The sequence below is a fragment of the Streptomyces sp. NPDC007808 genome, from assembly GCF_042868655.1.
In the GTDB taxonomy this organism is placed as follows: Bacteria; Actinomycetota; Actinomycetes; order Streptomycetales; family Streptomycetaceae; genus Streptomyces.
Window position 1 is genome coordinate 90,429 of record NZ_JBIAEQ010000004.1, and the last position, 15,653, is coordinate 106,081.

General features: G+C 71.6%; 22 protein-coding genes and 1 tRNA gene. 18 read left to right on the forward strand and 5 right to left on the reverse strand.

Annotated features, from left to right (window positions below; genetic code table 11):
- Positions 1 to 79 precede the first annotated feature (79 nt).
- From ACFYNL_RS16150 to ACFYNL_RS16160, 3 genes are read left to right on the forward strand one after another with little or no spacing between them, the layout of a single operon-like run.
- Positions 80 to 934 (forward strand): helix-turn-helix domain-containing protein, encoded by an 855-nt coding sequence (locus tag ACFYNL_RS16150; protein WP_388802947.1) that lies wholly within the window; start codon positions 80 to 82, stop codon positions 932 to 934.
- A gap of 11 nt (positions 935 to 945) precedes the next feature.
- Positions 946 to 1,161 (forward strand): DUF397 domain-containing protein, encoded by a 216-nt coding sequence (locus ACFYNL_RS16155; RefSeq protein ID WP_388802950.1) that lies wholly within the window; start codon positions 946 to 948, stop codon positions 1,159 to 1,161.
- 37 nt (positions 1,162 to 1,198) lie between these two features.
- Positions 1,199 to 1,381 (forward strand): DUF397 domain-containing protein, encoded by a 183-nt coding sequence (locus tag ACFYNL_RS16160; protein ID WP_388802953.1) that lies wholly within the window; start codon positions 1,199 to 1,201, stop codon positions 1,379 to 1,381.
- 12 nt (positions 1,382 to 1,393) lie between these two features.
- Here ACFYNL_RS16160 and ACFYNL_RS16165 read toward each other — a convergent pair whose 3' ends face one another.
- Genes ACFYNL_RS16165 through ACFYNL_RS16180 form a run of 4 tightly spaced genes read right to left on the reverse strand, consistent with a single transcriptional unit; the run spans position 1,394 to position 5,382 of the window.
- Positions 1,394 to 2,161, reverse strand: coding sequence for an SDR family NAD(P)-dependent oxidoreductase (locus tag ACFYNL_RS16165; RefSeq protein WP_388802956.1), 768 nt, complete (start codon positions 2,159 to 2,161; stop codon positions 1,394 to 1,396).
- On the reverse strand, positions 2,158 to 2,631 hold the full coding sequence (locus ACFYNL_RS16170; RefSeq protein ID WP_388802959.1) for a cupin domain-containing protein: 474 nt from the start codon (positions 2,629 to 2,631) through the stop codon (positions 2,158 to 2,160). Before ACFYNL_RS16170 ends, ACFYNL_RS16165 begins: the two co-directional genes overlap by 4 nt.
- Positions 2,628 to 3,251, reverse strand: a complete 624-nt coding sequence (locus tag ACFYNL_RS16175; protein ID WP_388802962.1) for a GNAT family N-acetyltransferase — start codon at positions 3,249 to 3,251, stop codon at positions 2,628 to 2,630. The genes ACFYNL_RS16170 and ACFYNL_RS16175 overlap by 4 nt, the downstream gene beginning before the upstream one ends.
- The gene (locus tag ACFYNL_RS16180; RefSeq protein WP_388802965.1) at positions 3,244 to 5,382 is read right to left on the reverse strand and encodes a penicillin acylase family protein; all 2,139 of its coding nucleotides are present in this window, start codon (positions 5,380 to 5,382) and stop codon (positions 3,244 to 3,246) included. Before ACFYNL_RS16180 ends, ACFYNL_RS16175 begins: the two co-directional genes overlap by 8 nt.
- Positions 5,383 to 5,459: 77 nt before the next feature.
- Here ACFYNL_RS16180 and ACFYNL_RS16185 point away from each other — a divergent pair, with 77 nt between their 5' ends.
- From ACFYNL_RS16185 to ACFYNL_RS16220, 8 genes are all read left to right on the forward strand, one after another.
- Positions 5,460 to 6,179, forward strand: a complete 720-nt coding sequence (locus tag ACFYNL_RS16185) for a siderophore-interacting protein (RefSeq protein ID WP_388804548.1) — start codon at positions 5,460 to 5,462, stop codon at positions 6,177 to 6,179.
- A gap of 112 nt (positions 6,180 to 6,291) precedes the next feature.
- Positions 6,292 to 7,779 (forward strand): FG-GAP-like repeat-containing protein, encoded by a 1,488-nt coding sequence (locus ACFYNL_RS16190; protein WP_388802968.1) that lies wholly within the window; start codon positions 6,292 to 6,294, stop codon positions 7,777 to 7,779.
- Positions 7,780 to 7,804: 25 nt separating this feature from the next.
- Complete coding sequence (locus ACFYNL_RS16195; RefSeq protein ID WP_388802971.1) at positions 7,805 to 8,398, forward strand: HhH-GPD-type base excision DNA repair protein; 594 nt, start codon at positions 7,805 to 7,807, stop codon at positions 8,396 to 8,398.
- 81 nt (positions 8,399 to 8,479) lie between these two features.
- The gene (locus ACFYNL_RS16200; protein ID WP_388802974.1) at positions 8,480 to 9,169 is read left to right on the forward strand and encodes an HdeD family acid-resistance protein; all 690 of its coding nucleotides are present in this window, start codon (positions 8,480 to 8,482) and stop codon (positions 9,167 to 9,169) included.
- Between the two features lie 86 nt (positions 9,170 to 9,255).
- On the forward strand, positions 9,256 to 9,579 hold the full coding sequence (locus ACFYNL_RS16205) for a hypothetical protein (RefSeq protein WP_388802977.1): 324 nt from the start codon (positions 9,256 to 9,258) through the stop codon (positions 9,577 to 9,579).
- Positions 9,580 to 9,625: 46 nt separating this feature from the next.
- Entirely contained in the window at positions 9,626 to 9,751 is a 126-nt protein-coding gene (locus ACFYNL_RS16210; protein ID WP_388802980.1) for a hypothetical protein, read from the forward strand.
- Positions 9,752 to 10,164: 413 nt separating this feature from the next.
- Positions 10,165 to 10,461, forward strand: a complete 297-nt coding sequence (locus tag ACFYNL_RS16215; RefSeq protein ID WP_003999914.1) for a type II toxin-antitoxin system VapB family antitoxin — start codon at positions 10,165 to 10,167, stop codon at positions 10,459 to 10,461.
- A 110-nt stretch (positions 10,462 to 10,571) separates the two neighbouring features.
- Positions 10,572 to 11,210, forward strand: coding sequence for a LytR C-terminal domain-containing protein (locus tag ACFYNL_RS16220; protein WP_388802983.1), 639 nt, complete (start codon positions 10,572 to 10,574; stop codon positions 11,208 to 11,210).
- Between the two features lie 64 nt (positions 11,211 to 11,274).
- Here the strand turns inward: ACFYNL_RS16220 and upp are convergent, their stop codons facing one another.
- Positions 11,275 to 11,910: a uracil phosphoribosyltransferase gene (upp, locus tag ACFYNL_RS16225; protein WP_388802986.1), complete on the reverse strand. Its 636-nt coding sequence runs from the start codon at positions 11,908 to 11,910 to the stop codon at positions 11,275 to 11,277.
- Positions 11,911 to 12,047: 137 nt separating this feature from the next.
- Here upp and ACFYNL_RS16230 point away from each other — a divergent pair, with 137 nt between their 5' ends.
- The 7 genes from ACFYNL_RS16230 to ACFYNL_RS16260 all read left to right on the forward strand — a co-directional run bounded on the left by ACFYNL_RS16230 (position 12,048) and on the right by ACFYNL_RS16260 (position 15,479).
- Entirely contained in the window at positions 12,048 to 12,242 is a 195-nt protein-coding gene (locus ACFYNL_RS16230) for a hypothetical protein (protein ID WP_388802989.1), read from the forward strand.
- A 316-nt stretch (positions 12,243 to 12,558) separates the two neighbouring features.
- Positions 12,559 to 13,086, forward strand: coding sequence for a hypothetical protein (locus ACFYNL_RS16235; protein ID WP_388804551.1), 528 nt, complete (start codon positions 12,559 to 12,561; stop codon positions 13,084 to 13,086).
- Positions 13,087 to 13,142: 56 nt separating this feature from the next.
- Positions 13,143 to 13,649 (forward strand): nucleoside deaminase, encoded by a 507-nt coding sequence (locus ACFYNL_RS16240; protein ID WP_388802992.1) that lies wholly within the window; start codon positions 13,143 to 13,145, stop codon positions 13,647 to 13,649.
- An 85-nt stretch (positions 13,650 to 13,734) separates the two neighbouring features.
- Positions 13,735 to 13,819: transfer RNA gene (locus tag ACFYNL_RS16245), tRNA-Ser, on the forward strand.
- 143 nt (positions 13,820 to 13,962) lie between these two features.
- Complete coding sequence (locus ACFYNL_RS16250; protein WP_388802995.1) at positions 13,963 to 14,142, forward strand: hypothetical protein; 180 nt, start codon at positions 13,963 to 13,965, stop codon at positions 14,140 to 14,142.
- A 9-nt stretch (positions 14,143 to 14,151) separates the two neighbouring features.
- Complete coding sequence (locus ACFYNL_RS16255; protein ID WP_388802998.1) at positions 14,152 to 14,445, forward strand: Dabb family protein; 294 nt, start codon at positions 14,152 to 14,154, stop codon at positions 14,443 to 14,445.
- A gap of 164 nt (positions 14,446 to 14,609) precedes the next feature.
- Positions 14,610 to 15,479 carry an RNA polymerase sigma factor SigF gene (locus ACFYNL_RS16260; RefSeq protein WP_388803001.1) on the forward strand — a complete coding sequence of 290 codons (870 nt, stop codon included), beginning with the start codon at positions 14,610 to 14,612 and terminating at the stop codon, positions 15,477 to 15,479.
- Positions 15,480 to 15,653: the final 174 nt, after the last annotated feature.

Consider the following 15,653-nt stretch of genomic DNA (forward strand, 5'->3'; position numbering starts at 1 on the left):
AACCGAATTCACTGAAAGCATCCATGCTTCACTCGTGTGAGGGAGCGCAGCGCCGCGTCGCGGCCAGGAAGGAGACGCCGTGCCGCCCACCAACAGCCCCACGCTCCGACAGCGAAGGCTGGGTGCAGAGCTGCGCAAACTCCGTGAGCGGGCGGGGCTGACCGCCACCGGCGCCGCCGAACTCCTTGGCGTCAACCAGGCACGCATCAGCATGATCGAGACCGGCCGTACGCCCATCAGCGCTGACCGGCTCCGCGCCATGGCGAGCGTCTACGACTGCAACGACGACAAGCTCGTCGACGCCCTCGCCGCGATGACGGGCCGACGTACTCGTGGCTGGTGGGAGGAGTACCGCGACCATGTACCGGTCGCCCTGGTCGACTTGGCCGAGTTGGAGCATCATGCCGCTGGGATCCGTGTGGCACTGGTCATCCACATCCCGGCGCTGCTGCAGACCACCGATCACGCCCGAGCCCTCTTCCAGTCGGCGGCTCCACCGATGCGTCAGTACGAGATCGAGCACCGCCTCACGCATCGGATGAAGCGGCAAGGCATCCTGCACCGAGAAGATCCGCCTCCGTATGAGGCGATCATCCACGAAGCAGCCCTTCGCATGGGCTTCGGCGGCCCCGTCGTCACCCGCGGTCAGCTCAAGCACTTGATCGACATGAGCGAACTGCCCCACGTCACCGTCCGAGTGATCCCTTTCGGCGCGGACCGCTTCCCGGCCACCGGCCCGACCTTCGACTACGTCGATGGTCCCGTCCCGCAACTCGACACGGTCCAACTGGACTCGCACCATGGCGCCTGTGAATTCCTCGACGCGGAGGCACAGTTGAACAAGTACCGGGCCGCACTTGACCGCATGGAGTCCTGCGCACTCAGCCCCGCTGAGACCCGGGACTTCATCCACCACCGCATCCAGGACCTGTAAAGGAACCCGCCATGCCCACTCTCCGCTGGCAGAAGTCCAGCTACAGCGCCGAGGGCTCGAACTGCGTCGAGATAGCCACCACCCCCACCACCATCCACATACGCGACTCCAAGAACCCCGCCGGCCCCCACCTCACCGTCCGGCCCACCACCTGGACGGGCTTCCTCGCGCACACGGCGACCGCGAGGCATGGAGGCGGACGCCCTCGAACCCGCAGAATCCCGTGACCTGATCCACCGCATCGCCCAGACCATCTGAGGAACCGTGTCCGATCTCCTTTGGAAGAAGTCCAGTTACAGCCCCGACGGCTCGAACTGCGTCGAGATAGCCACCACCCCCACCACCATCCACATACGCGACTCCAAGAACCCCGCCGGCCCCCACCTCACCGTGCAGCCCACCGCCTGGACGGGCTTCCTCGCGCACACGGCGACCGCGAGGCGTTGACGCGAGCCCGCGTCACCACGCAGGCCGCGCCGACACCCCGCCGTCCACCACCAGGTCGTGCCCGGTGACCCACGAGGCCAGCCGCGACGCCAGGAACACGCACGCGTCCGCCACGTCCTCGGGCCGGCCCAGCCGTGCCAGGGGAGCCGCCGCACGCCATCTCCGCACCCCCTCCGGCCACGCCTCCTCCAGCCCTTCCCGGTCGATCAGGCCGGGCGAGACCGTGTTGACGCGGATGCCGAAGCGGCCGTACTCCAGGGCGGCCGAGCGGGCGTGCATCACGACCGCCGCCTTCGAGGCGCAGTAGTGGGCGTGCAGGGGTGCCGGACGGGACGCCTCGATGGAGGCGATGTGCGTCACCGAGCCGCCCCCGTCCTGCCCTCGCATCACCTCGGCCGCCGCCTGCGTGCACGCGAAGACGCTCGACAGGTTGGTGTCCACGACCGCCCGCCACTGCGCCACCGACATCCCCGCCAGCTCCTGCGTCGGTTGCACCCCCGCGTTGTTCACCAGCGCCGTCAGCCGCCCGCCGCCCCACTCGGCGGCTTCGGCGACCACCCGCCGGCACGCGTCCTCGTCGGTGAGGTCGGCCCGTACCACGAGGGCACGGCCGCCCATCCCCCGGACGCGCAGCGCCAGTTCGTGGGCCGTCTCCGCCCCCGTACGGCAGTGCAGGACGACCGCCGCCCCCTCCTGTGCGAACCGCGCCGCGATCCCGCGCCCGATGCCCCCGCCCGCACCCGTGACCAGGGCGACCTGTCCTTCGAGTAGTCCGCTCATGGGCGGCACAGTGCCGCGATCCGGGCGGCTTCGCCGGGATAGCGCGCCGTCAGTTCCGCCAGGTCGCCGTGCTCGTAGCCCTCGTAGGTGAAGCCCGGCGCCATCGTGCAGCCGAAGAAGCTCCAGGAGCCGCCCGCCGGCACCCGCGCCCCCATCCAGGTTCCGGCGGGGACGGTGAGCTGGACGTGCTGGCCGTGCAGTACGTCGGGGCCGAGCACCGCGGTGCGGGACGTCCCGTCGGGGGCGAGGAGCAGCAGCTCCAAGGGGTCACCCAGGTAGAAGTGCCAGACCTCGTCGGACGGCAGGCGGTGCAGGGCGGAGAAGTCGTCCGCGGTCAGCAGCGCGACTATCGCCGAGCCCTCGGGCCTCCCGTCGCTGCGTTCCGGTCCCACCCAGGTACGCCGGAACAGCCCGCCCTCGCGCGGGATCGGCTCCAGTCGGTAGTGCGCGACGAGGTCTTCCGGGGTCACGCCCCACACGCTACCGCCCGGGTGAGGAACGCGAGTTGAGCCTCCTTCGCCGGGAGGTACACGTCCGGCAGGTCGACCTCGGGCAGCACCACCCGCGGACCGGCCGTGAAGCCCTGCTTCAGGAAGCGGGCGACGGCCTTCTCGTTGCGCACGTCGGGGTCGACCACGACCCGCTGCCGGCCCAGCGTGCCGAAGACGTACCCCGCGACGACGGTCAGCAGCGCCGAGGTCCAGCCGGGCCGCGCGCCCTCGGGGCCGGCGGGCGCGAGCAGCAGGTGGACGCCGATGTCGCCGGGGCGCACGTCATAGCACTCGCCGACCCGGTCGGCCTCCGGCTCGTACGTCTGGAGGAGCCCGACGGGTTCGGCGTCCCGTACGAGGAGGAAGGCGTGGTGGGTGTCGAGGGTGTCCATGTGGGTGTAGATCTCGGCGACCTGATCCGTGGTCAGGCCGGTCATGCCCCAGAAGGAGGCCCGTTCCTCGCTGACCCAGCCGTGCACGACCCCGGCGTCGGACCGCGGGTCGAGCGGCAGGACGCGGACGGTGCCGAAGCCTTCGACGGCCTGCTCGTGGAGGGGTGCACGGACGGCGGCGCGGTGGGCCGCGGGCTGCTCAGACATCGGTTTCCTTGGTGAGCCGGGTGAAATCGGTGACGACCGGGACCAGTTCGCCCCGGGTCCACAGGGGGAGCTGGTCACGGTGATGGGGTGAGCCGGGGATGCCGCAGGCGCCGAGCGGGACCACCCAGCGGCTGGCGTCGCGGTCGCTGAGATCCCAGACGTACCGGGCGGCCGGGCCGCGGGCGCTCAGGTCGGTGAGGCCCGGCACGGCGGAGGTGCACAGCACGCAGTCGTGGTCGCCGGACAGGCCGGGTTCGTCGTACGACGTGTCGGGCAGGGCTCGCCAGGGAGCGAGGCGGTGGGTGTCGCCCCAGGTCCGCCGGGTTCCGGTGGGCTGCCCGGCAGCCGCCTCGGCCACCTCCTCGACCGCCGCGCGTACGGTCTCTGCGCGGTCGATGCCGTACAACTCCTCGGCGCGCAGCAGGTGTTCGAGGGCGAACCCGATGCGCGGGAGCAGGGCCAGCCAGGGGAGGAGGACCTCCGGGTAGGCGGGCGGGGAGGACAGCGCGGCGAAGGCGGGGTGGGCGGCGAGCCGGCGTACGACCGCGCTGCGCAGCGTGGCGTAGAGGGCGGCGGCCTCGCTGTCCGCGTCCATGTGGCGGTCCCAGGCCAGCAGTGTCCGCCGCACGCGGTCGGCCTCGGGGGTGAGGGCGTCGAGGGTGCCCAGGATGTCCAGCAGGGGCTTAGCGGAGGCCAGTCGGGTGTCCATGTGGATCGCCGGCATGTCGGCGGCCGACCAGCGGTCCTTCTCGCCCAGCAGGGCCGTGATGCGGTCGGCGCGGTGGGGCGGGGCGAACTCGATGCCGAGCGGGGCGGCGAGGCCGCGCTGGTTGGCCATGGCGGCGACGCCGTCGGTGAGCCCGCCGCGGGGCGTCTCCTGCCAGCCGTGCCAGTCGTGGCCGGACTCCCAGGCGGGGACCAGCCGGGTGCGGTTGGCCTGCGAGCGCACCGGCACCTTCCCGGCGACCCGGTGCAGCAGGCCGCCCTCGGTGTCGGCGGCCTGGACGACGTTGACGGGTTCGGCCCACAGGTCGACGGCACGGTCGACGTCGGCGACCCGGCGGGCGCGCAGCAGCGGAAGGAGGGCGCCGAAGCCGAGGTCGGCGGTGACGCGGGGTGGGTAGCGCAGGGCCAGGGCGAGGGGCGGGGCGTCGTCGTCCGGGGCGTCGGCGAGGTCCCCGTGGAAACCTTCCTGCACATCGGGGAGCCCTTCCGGCCCTCCGATGATCACCGGCCCACGCTCGGTCTCGATCACCTCGACCTCGACCGGCTCCTCCCCCGCCACCTCCACCACCTCGGTGTGCCGGGCGGCCCGCCGCCACACCCCGTCCGGCCCCAGGGCCTCCACTCCCGCCCCGGTGCGCCGCAGCCGTTCCCGGTACAGGTCCTGGTAGTCGGCCATGGCGTTGGTGATGGCCCAGGCGACCGTGCCCGTGTGGCCGAAGTGGGCGATGCCCGGGATGCCCGGGACGGCGAGGCCGACGACGTCGAACTCCGGGCAGGAGAGGTGGATCTGCTGGTAGACGCCGGGGTCCTCGATGAATCGGTGCGGGTCACCGGCGATGAGCGCGTGCCCGGTGACGGTCCGCTCCCCGCTCACCAGCCAGCCGTTGCTGCCGGAGGTGCCCGGCCCGTCCGTGGCGAACAGGCCGACGGCGTCGGCGCCGAGATGCCGTACGACCTGCTCGCGCCAGAGCTTGGCCGGGAAGCCCGCGAAGAGGATGTGGACGCCGAGCCAGACACCGAGCGGGGTCCAGGGCTCCCAACGCCCCGGGGCGAGCGCGGTCCTCGTGAACTCCGGGGTGCGGCGCGCGCCTTCGGCCAGGCCCTCGTTGACCCCGTCGACGTACGCCCGCACCCAGGCCGCCGTCTCGGGGTCCCGTCCGTCCAGTTCGGCGAAGCAGCGTCTCGCGGTGTCGTCGAGGCGGGCCCGTCTGACGAACCGGTCCCAGGGCAGGGCCCCGGCGCCCAGGAAGGACGCGGACGTACCCTGGGCCCGGTGCCGCTCGACCTCTAGCTGCCAGGCCCGGTCGAGGGCGGTGACGCGGCCCTGCACACGGGCGAGTTCTCTCGCCCCGGCGGCGCGGAGATGCGGAATGCCCCAGGCATCACGGAAGATCTCGCCGGTCACCTGTGCCCCTCCCTTGCTTTAGGTTAGCCTTGCCTAACCGATTGGTGCAGGAATCGTACGCGAAGGGTGAGGACGTCATGGGGCAGGGGCACGGCTGGGAGGGCGCGGTCCTGAAGCTGCTGCGCGCCAAGGACTTCGTCCTCACGGTGACGGGCGCCGAGGACGTCACCGAGCACTACCGCCGCGTGCACCTCACGGACGGCGGCATGCTGGCGGCGACCGGCGTCCATCCCACCATGTGGGTCCGCCTGTGGTTCGACAACGCCGGCAAGCCCCATCAGCGCGCCTACACCCTGGTCGACCCGGACCCGGCGGCCGGCACCTTCAGCCTGGAGTTCGCGCTGCACGAGGGCTGCGCCAGCGACTGGGCGCGCACGGCGAAGCCCGGCGACACGATCGAGGCGACCGTCCACGGCACGGGTTTCTCCGACCCCGACCCGGCGCCCTCGCATGTGTTCGCCATCGCCGACACCGCTTCGCTGCCCGCCCTCAACTCCCTGCTCGCCGCGCTCGACGGGGCTCCCGCGACGGTGTGGTTCGAGGGCGAGCGGGACGGCCTGCCCTTCCGCACCGAGAACTCCCGCCACGAGGTGCTGACCCTGCCGCGCCGCGACGCCGGGGCCCACCTGGTCGCCCAGGTGAAGGAGACCCTGCCCGGCCTGCTGGAGGGCACCGCGGACCCGTACGTCTGGATCGCCTGCGACACGGCGACGACCCGGGCCCTCACCTCGTACGTCCGCAAGGACCTGGGCGTGCCGAAGCAGCGGGTGAACGCGCTCGGGTACTGGCGCCCCTGACACGGCGTCGGGGACGGCACGCCTTTCCCGGGCCGTGTCCGCAGGGCCGTACAACCATTCCCGTGACTCGTGCGTCGAGTGGGACGTCCGTCGCACGAGTCGAGGAGTCCCGTTGCGCAGAGCAGTCACGGCGGCAGCCGTGCTCACCGCGTCCGTCGCCGTCACACTCTCCCCCGTGACAGCGTCCGCCGCCGCCCCCTACAAGGGCGCCAACACCGCCGCCGTCCAGGACGACTTCAACGGTGACGGCTACCGCGACCTGGCCGTCGGGGCGCCGGGCGCCGCCAACGGCACGGTGGAGGAAGCCGGTTCCGTCGTCGTGCTCTACGGCTCGGCGTCCTCGGTGAGCACCACCCGCCGCACGGTCATCACCCAGGCGACCACCGGGATCCCCGGCACGGCCGAGGAGTCCGACCGCTTCGGCAGGACGGTGGCCAGCGCCGACCTGGACCGGGACGGCTACGCCGACCTGCTCGTCGCCGCTCCGGGCGAGGACGTCGGCGACGCCGAGTCACGGGGTTCGGTGACCGTGGTGTGGGGCGGGCCCAACGGGCTGGCGGGCGGCGCCACCATCGCCCCTCCGACCGGCTACGGCGAGGGCAGGACCTACTGCCGCTTCGGCATGTCCATCGCCACCGGCGACATGAACGGTGACGGCGCCCCCGAGGTCGGCATCGGCTCCGGCTGCAGCATCGCCTCCTACAGCGGCCCCTTCACCCGCACCGGCCAGGCCGCCTCCCGCTACCGGGAGTGGCGGGAGAACGCCCGAGGCGTGGTGATGGGCGACGTGAACGGCGACGGCTTGGCTGAGCGCTTCTACCTGGCCGGTCCCACCGACGGCGACATCCGCGGGCCGGTGACCCTCGACAAGGGCGCCCCCCACCCCGAGGACCCCTTCATCAACCAAGGCGTGGAACTGCCGTACGCCGACGGCCACGCCGGTCAGATCGGTGACCTCAACGGCGACGGCTACGGCGACCTCGTCACCGGTGTCGCGGGCGACGACTCCCACTTCAACGCGCCCACCCCGTCCGCCCGTCGCGGCGGCGAGATCCAGGTCCTGTACGGCAGCGCCCAGGGCATCACGCCCGAGCAGAAGCCGAAGGTCTTCCACCAGGACACGGCCGGCGTCCCCGGCAGCGCGGAGTGGGGCGACTGGTTCGGTCAGTCCCTGAGCGTCGGCGACGTCGACGCCGACGGGTACGCCGACGTCCTCGTCGGCTCCCCCGAGGAGGCCATCGGGTCGCGCGCCTCGGCGGGCACCGCCGTCCTGCTGCGCGGCTCCGCCACCGGCCTGACCACCGCCGGGGCGGCCGGTTACACCCAGGACACCGCGGGTGTGCCCGGTTCCGCCGAGACCGGCGACCAGTTCGGCGGGGCCGTCCACCTCGCCGACCTGAACAAGGACGGCAGGGCCGAGACGGTCGTCGGCGCGCCCGGTGAGAACAGCGACGGCTGCGTCTGGGTGGCCCGCGGCTCGGCCTCGGGCCCGGTCACCAGCGGCTCGGCCAACCTGTGCGGCACGAGTTCCGGCATCACGGTCCGGGGCATGGACGCCGGCTTCGGCGGCGCCCTCATCAGCCCTCACGTGGAGAACTGACCCGGGCAGGGGCATGATCGGGGTCATGGACGTCGCCCTTCACCTCGCCCAGGACCCCGAGGCCGACGAGCTCCTCGGCCGCAGCCCCCTCGCCGCGCTGGTCGGCATGCTGCTGGACCAGCAGGTGCCGATGGAGTGGGCGTTCAAGGGGCCCCGTACGATCGCCGACCGGCTCGGCGCGGACGACCTGGACGCGCACGACATCGCCGCGCAGGACCCGGACGCCTTCTCCGCCCTGCTCTCCGAGAAGCCGGCCGTGCACCGCTACCCGGGCTCCATGGCCAAGCGGATCCAGCAGCTGTGCCAGTACCTCGTCGAGCACTACGACGGTGACGCCGAGCTCGTCTGGAGAGGCGTCGACGACGGGCGGGAGCTGCTGCGCCGGCTGCAGGAGCTGCCCGGATTCGGCAAGCAGAAGGCGCAGATCTTCCTCGCGCTGCTGGGCAAGCAGCTGGGCGTGCGGCCGGCGGGCTGGCAGGAGGCCGCCGGCGCCTACGGCGAGCCGAAGTCCTTCCGCTCCGTCGCCGACATCACCGGCCCCGAGTCGCTGGCCAAGGTGCGGGCGCACAAGCAGGAGATGAAGGCGGCGGCCAAGGCCGCGAAGGCGGCCGGCCGGTAGCGTCCGGCCAGTAGCGTCCGGCGTCAGCCGAGTGGCCCGTCCCGGATGGCGGGGCGGGCCGCCTCGTTCAGAGCATGGACCATGACCGAGGCACCGACCGGCTCGCCCGGGGGCCGGGACTACGACGACCGCCGGGTCCACGCGGGCCATCGGCACGGGCCCGGGACCTCCCGTGAGCCGCAAACCGCCCACGAACCCGAGCCGCCCCTCGAAGGCCCCCTGCACGCCCTGTCCCGGGCCGCCTGGCAGGTCCTGCTGCTCACCGGCGCCGCCTCCCTGGTCCTCGGCGTCCTGATCCTGGTCTGGCCGGACGCCTCGCTCTTCCTCACCGGCGTCCTGTTCGGCCTGTATCTCCTGATCAGCGGCGTGTTCCAGCTGATCGCGGCCTTCGGCACCCACCGGACGACCTCACTGCGCGTGCTCGCCTTCATCAGCGGCGCCCTGTCGGTCCTCCTCGGCCTGTTCTGCTTCCGCCGCCCCATGCAGTCGATCCTGTTGCTCGCCCTGTGGATCGGTATCGGCTGGCTCGTCCGCGGCATCACCCAGACCCTGGCCGCCGCCTCCGACCCGGCCATGCCGGCCCGCGGCTGGCAGATCCTTCTCGGCGTCGTCACCTCCGTCGGCGGGGTCGTGCTGATCGTCTCCCCGATCGAGTCGCTCACCGTGCTCACGCTGCTCGGCGGGTGGTGGCTGGTGGGCGTCGGCCTCGTGGAGATCCTCACCGGGACATGGCTGCGGAGCCGGGCCCGCCGGGTCCCGCACGAGCTGTGATACCCGCCACGCGCCCGTACGCCGTGCGGGCGGATCTCCCGTCGCGGGCGATGAACGCCGTACGGCCGCCGGGGAGATGACCCTCCGTGAGCAGCATCGCGCGAAGCCTGCCCCGCGGCCGTGCCTGGCTGCGGGTCCTCGTCCTGCTGCTCGCCCTGCTGGTCCCGGGCGCGCACGCCCGGACGCCCGCCGTGCCGGTCGTGGCCGGGGCCCTCGGCGAGGCCGCCGAGCACGACACCCTGGACACGGCTCTGCGGCCACCGGCCCGCGCGGACCGACGGGGCACCGCGGGCCTGAGCCCCACGCCGGCAGCCCGGCCCCCCTGCGTCCCGGCCCGCCGCACACCCGCCGCGCCACCGGATCCGCCGTACGTCCCGCCCCATCTGCGCACCGTGGTCCTGCGCTGCTGACCGACCTCGCGACCAGGTCAGTCAGTACGACGGAAGGAGCACAGCCATGCCCACGGACCCCTACGCGGTCCTGCGCGCCCTGCTGCGTGCGGAGGCCGCACGCAACACCTCGAAGCCGCAGGTCAAGCAGGACAAGCCGCAGCAGCCCCCGAAGGACCGGCAACGCGGCTGATCACCGGCGCGGCGGAGGCGGTGGCCCTCGTGGGTGCCTGCCGCCTCCGCCGCGCGGTGCCGAGCGGGGGGACACCCGGTCACCACCCTCTTTCGGGCGAACCGGGCGCACGGTCCGTACGTCTGCTCCACGCCCGCCCTGACCCGCCCCCCTGGTCGCCGACGCGCCTTGCGCGCGACCACGCGGCCCTGTCGTCGGCTCGGACGCCACACCCCGCACCACTCGCCTCCGACGTGCGTTCGGTTCGGCCGTGGGACGCCACGCCCGGGTTCCGTTCCGGTCCGTTCCGGGTTCCGACCCGGTCGAGCTTTCCCCGACCGATATCGCTTCGTCCCGTTTCGCCCCGGCTTTTCCGGCGTCGTACTCCGTCGCCATGGCTGCGCCCGGAACGTCTTGACCGGTAGGCTTTCCGTGTGATCTTCAAGCGCATCGGAAACGGCCGGCCGTACCCCGACCACGGCCGGGAAAGCACCCGGCAGTGGGCGGACGTCGCGCCGCGCCCGGTCCGCCTCGATCAGCTCGTGACGACCAAGGGGCAGCTCGATCTGGAAACCCTGCTCGCCGAGGACTCGACGTTCTACGGCGACCTCTTCGCGCACGTCGTGAAGTGGCAGGGCGACCTGTATCTGGAGGACGGCCTCCACCGCGCCGTACGCGCGGCCCTGCAGCAGCGCCAGGTGCTGCACGCGAGAGTCCTCGAACTCGACTGACCGGGGCCCGGACCCCCACCCGTCAGGCTGTTGGCCCTTTCGGGTTGGACTGAGCGGTATCGGATGATCATCTGGTAGGCATCACCGCTCGGGCGCACTACGCTGCGCTCATGAGCATGCTGACTCCCCCGGGCATGGGCGGCCAGTACCGGATCAAGGGGGACAAGTACCCGCGGATGCGCCGTCCACGGCGGCGCGGGAGGCTCGTCGTCCTCGCCGTCGCCTCCACCGCCGCGCTGGGCATGGTCGGCTGGGGCACGTTGCAGCTCATCGACGTCTTCACCGGCGGCAGAAAGGCTTCAGCATCCGGTCCGAAGGCCGACTGCGGGACGACGGCGAACCCCTCGGCCTCCCCGACCGCCCCGCTGCCGAAGCCGGGCGGGATCACCGTCAACGTCTTCAACGCCACCACCCGCAGCGGCCTCGCCAAGCAGACGGCGGACGAGCTGAAGAAGCGCGGCTTCAAGATCGGTGACGTGGGCAACGCCACCAAGGAGTTCGACAAGAAGGTCAAGGGCACCGGGCTGCTGCTCGGCCCCGACTCGGCGCTGAACACCTCGCTGCCCGTGCTCGGCACCCAGCTCGCCTCGGCCGAACGCCGCACCGAGCCCACCCGCAAGGGCGCGGCCGTCGACCTGATCATCGGCGACGACTTCAAGGAACTCACGAAGAAGAAGGACGCCGACAAAGCCCTGACCGCACTGGCCGAGCCGGAGCCGACGTCCACCGCTTCGAAGGGCGCCTGCTGAGCGACGCCCCAGGGGTGCCGGGACCGCATCGCCGGGGACGAGGAGGCGGATCCCGTCCCGTGCCCTACTCGGCCGCCCCGTAGAGGCGGTCGCCCGCGTCACCCAGCCCGGGAACGATGTACCCGTGCTCGTTCAGATGGTCGTCCACCGCGGCCGTGACCACGGTCACCGGCGTCCCCGCCAGTTCCCGCTCCATCAGCTCCACGCCCTCGGGCGCGGCGAGCAGCACCACGGCGGTCACGTCGTCGGCGCCCCGCTTGATCAGCTCCCGGATCGCCGCGACGAGCGTGCCGCCCGTGGCGAGCATCGGGTCCAGGACGTACACCTGACGGCCGGAGAGGTCCTCCGGCATGCGTGTGGCGTACGTGGAGGCCGCCAGCGTCTCCTCGTTGCGGATCATGCCCAGGAAACCGACCTCGGCGGTCGGCAGCAGCCGGACCATGCCGTCCAGCATGCCGAGGCCGGCCCGCAGGATCGGCACCACCAGCGGGCGCGGGTGGGAGAGCTTGACGCCGGTGGTGGCGGTGACCGGGGTCGTAATGTCGACCGCTTCGGTGCGCACGTCCCGCGTGGCCTCGTAGGCGAGCAGGGTGACCAGTTCGTCGGCGAGCCGGCGGAAGGTCGCGGAGTCGGTGCGCCGGTCGCGCAGCGTGGTGAGTTTGTGGGCGACCAAGGGGTGGTCGACGACGTGGAGACGCATGTCCACAACAGTAACCGGGCCGGATCCGCCCGGTGTCCCACGCTGAGCGAGCCCAAGGCCATTGGTCGGTCCTCTCGCTGGCATCAAACCGCCCATCGGGGGGAAAGTGGGAGGGACGTACCCGGGGGTGGTTGCCTATGCCGAAACCTCAGTCCGCGACGGATCCCACGCAGGACTCGCCGGAGCAGTCCGACGCGGCGCGTCGCCGCCGCCGCGCCCAGTTCCTGCGCGACCTCGCCGAGGCCCGCGCCCTGCGGGACCGGGTCCAGCCGCGCCGCGCCAAGGTGGCCCGGCTGCGCCACGCGATGCGCATGCGCACGTTCCGCTGGTAGAGCGAGCCGAAGGGAAAGATCCGCGGCTCACCGTGGCGCTGAACCGGTGGGCGTGCGTGGACACCTGCGAAAGCCGCGTACGATCCGCACGTGGCGGCAACGAGTGCGCTGGTGAGTCCTTCGCGGACCTGCTCGTGGGTCCCCTCGGGCCGACGCGATCAAAACTGCCGGACACAGGGAGCCGAAGACGTCCCCTGAACGTCTTGTTTCTGCCACGATTCCGAGTGGGTGGGGCTCGGACCCCGAGCCTTGCCGCCCGCAACCTCCGCCGGGGGGACCCCCAACCGGCACGCCTATGACCAGTGGGAGAGTCACGGTGTACTTCGCCGCACTGCTCGCGCGCACCGAAGACGGGTGGGAAGCGAGCGACACAGAGCTCGACGATGTGGAGACCCTGTCGGATCTTGCCGACCTGGCCCGTGAAGCCTCCCCCGAAGAGGACACGGTGCTCGTGCTGATCGAGCAGGAGGACGCCTGGTTCGGCGTCGTCCGCGTGGACGGCGAGGACGACCCTCGTATCTACATCTCGGACGCCGCCGCAGCCGCTCGCAGCAGCTACGGCGAGATCCTGCTCACCGACGAACTGCTCGGAAGGGAGCCCGGCGACGACGGCCCCGACCTGGACGCCCTCGACCTCGACGGCACGGAGGAGCCCGACGGCGACTCCGACGACGAGGACGGCGGCGGTGCCGAGGCGGTCCCGCACAGCCCCGTCGGTGACAGCGAGATCCTCGACGACCTCGGCGTCAGCGAGAAGGAGCTGAAGGCCCTGGACGCCGACGACGCGCTCAACGCGATCGCCGAGGCCCTCGGTGCCTCGGAGGTGCTGGAGACCGTCCGCTGACCTCGTTCGACCAGGGGTCGGCGCCCGATCCCGTACGCGACCGCTGGCGGGCAGCGATGCGACTCGCCCTGGATCAGGCCGAACTGGCCGTCCGGGGCGGGGACGTCCCCGTCGGCGCCGTCGTGCTGTCCGCGGACGGTACGACCGTGCTCGGCGTCGGCCACAACGAGCGTGAGGCCACGGGCGATCCGACCGCGCACGCCGAGGTGCTGGCGATCCGGCGTGCCGCCGCGGCCTTGCAGGAGGCGGCGCGGTCCGCGCGGGCATCCGGCGCGGGGCAAGCCTCCGGCGAGGGCGGCGGTGAGCGGCGGGCGGGAGAATGGCGGCTGTCCGGCTGCACACTCGTCGTCACGCTGGAGCCCTGCACGATGTGCGCCGGCGCGCTCGTGCAGTCCCGGGTGGACCGGGTCGTCTACGGCGCCCGGGACGACAAGGCCGGCGCCGCGGGCTCCCTCTGGGACGTCGTACGCGACCGTCGGCTCAACCACCGGCCCGAGGTGATCGAGGGCGTGCTCGCCCAGGAGTGCGCGCGCGTTCTCACGGAGTTCTTCCGGGACCGGTGAGACGGATTCGTCCCGGCGTCGGTCGCGGCGGGCTTCGCGCATATCGATTTCAAAGCATGGCCCGGCGTGCTGTAAGGTCTCCCTCGGTAGCGTGTCCGAGCGGCCGAAGGAGCTCGCCTCGAAAGCGAGTGTGGCGCAAGTCACCGAGGGTTCAAATCCCTCCGCTACCGCTTGAGAAGGGCCCCGCCGACAGGCGGGGCCCTTCGTGCTGTTGATCTACCGAGAGGCGCGAAGGTTACACTCACCGCCGGTAACGCAAGGCCCTTTCGGCTCTTTCGACTCATACGGCGCAGCAGGCACAGGGGAGGCCGCGATGGCGGTGAATTCGAAGAAGATCGCCGTCTATCTGCTCGCGGTCTTCGTGCTCTATGTGATCATCACCGACCCCGCCAAGGCCGCGGACTACGTCCAGGTAGGGTTCGAGGGCATTTCGGACGCCGCCCAGGCCATCGGCGACTTCATGACATGGGTCGCCAACGGCGGCGACAGCTAGGGTCTACGCATGATCCGTCACCTGGTCCTGTTCAAGCTCGACGAAGGCGTCCGACGCGACGACCCGCGGGTGGTGGAAGGCGTCGAGGCCTTCCGGTCGCTCCAGGGGCGGATCCCGCAGATCCGGCACTGGGAGCTCGGCTGGAACATCAGCGACCGGCCCATCGCCTACGACTTCGCCATCAACTCCGCCTTCGACGACGTGGCCGCCCTGCGCGCGTACGTGGAGCACCCCGAGCACCAGGCGGGCGTCGCCCTGTGGCGGGAGTTCGCCACCTGGGTGATCGCCGACTACGAATACTGAGCCCCGCCTCGCCGGGTCGGCCACGATCCCTGGAGCCCTCCGCCGTAACGGCGGGGGGCTTTCGCGTGTCCTGCGCAGCGATCCCTCCCCAACACGGGATTATGCGGTACTTGAACACAATGAACTGTCTTGTGATGCTATGACCGCTTTTGACGGATGAGTTGATGGATCACGAGGTGGAGTTGACCGTGCCGGCCAGTACTGCGCCTCAAGCCCCGAGCCCGGGAGCCCCGAGCGAGGAGGAGACCCCGGCGGCCGCGCCGCCCCGCAGTCGCGGAGCCGACACCCGGGCGCTCACCCAGGTCCTGTTCGGGGAGCTCAAGCAGCTCCAACCGGGCACGCCGGAGCACAACCGCGTACGCGGAGCGCTCATCGAGGCGAACCTCCCGCTCGTGCGCTACGCGGCCGCCCGTTTTCGCTCCCGCAACGAGCCGATGGAGGACGTGATCCAGGTCGGCACCATCGGACTCATCAACGCCATCGACCGCTTCGACCCCGACCGGGGCGTGCAGTTCCCGACGTTCGCCATGCCCACCGTCGTCGGCGAGATCAAGCGCTACTTCCGCGACAACGTCCGCACGGTCCACGTACCGCGCCGGCTGCACGAGCTCTGGGTACAGGTCAACAGCGCGACCGAGGACCTCACCACCGCCTTCGGGCGCACCCCGACGACCGCCGAGATCGCCGAGCGGCTGCGCATCACCGAGGACGAGGTGCTCTCCTGCATCGAGGCCGGGCGGTCGTACCACGCCACCTCACTGGAGGCCGCGCAGGAGGGCGACGGGCTGCCCGGACTGCTCGACCGGCTCGGCTACGAGGACCCCGCCCTGGACGGCGTGGAGCACCGGGACCTCGTCCGGCATCTGCTGGTGCAGCTCCCCGAACGCGAGCAGAGGATCCTTCTGCTGCGCTACTACAGCAACCTCACCCAGTCGCAGATCAGTGCGGAACTCGGGGTTTCCCAGATGCACGTTTCGAGGCTACTCGCGCGTAGCTTCCAACGACTGCGGTCGGCCAATCGGATCGACGCGTAACCGCATACAAGATCGAGAGATAACCGTCACGAGCGAATCGCTCACCAGGGCGGATCCCGACAGTTGTATGCCGAAACACCGTCAGACCCCCTTTATCCAGGGCGGATTCGGGTCTCACATGTCGACATGTCACTACAGCGTGTTGCCGACATGTGACATTCTTCGGGAAGCGCG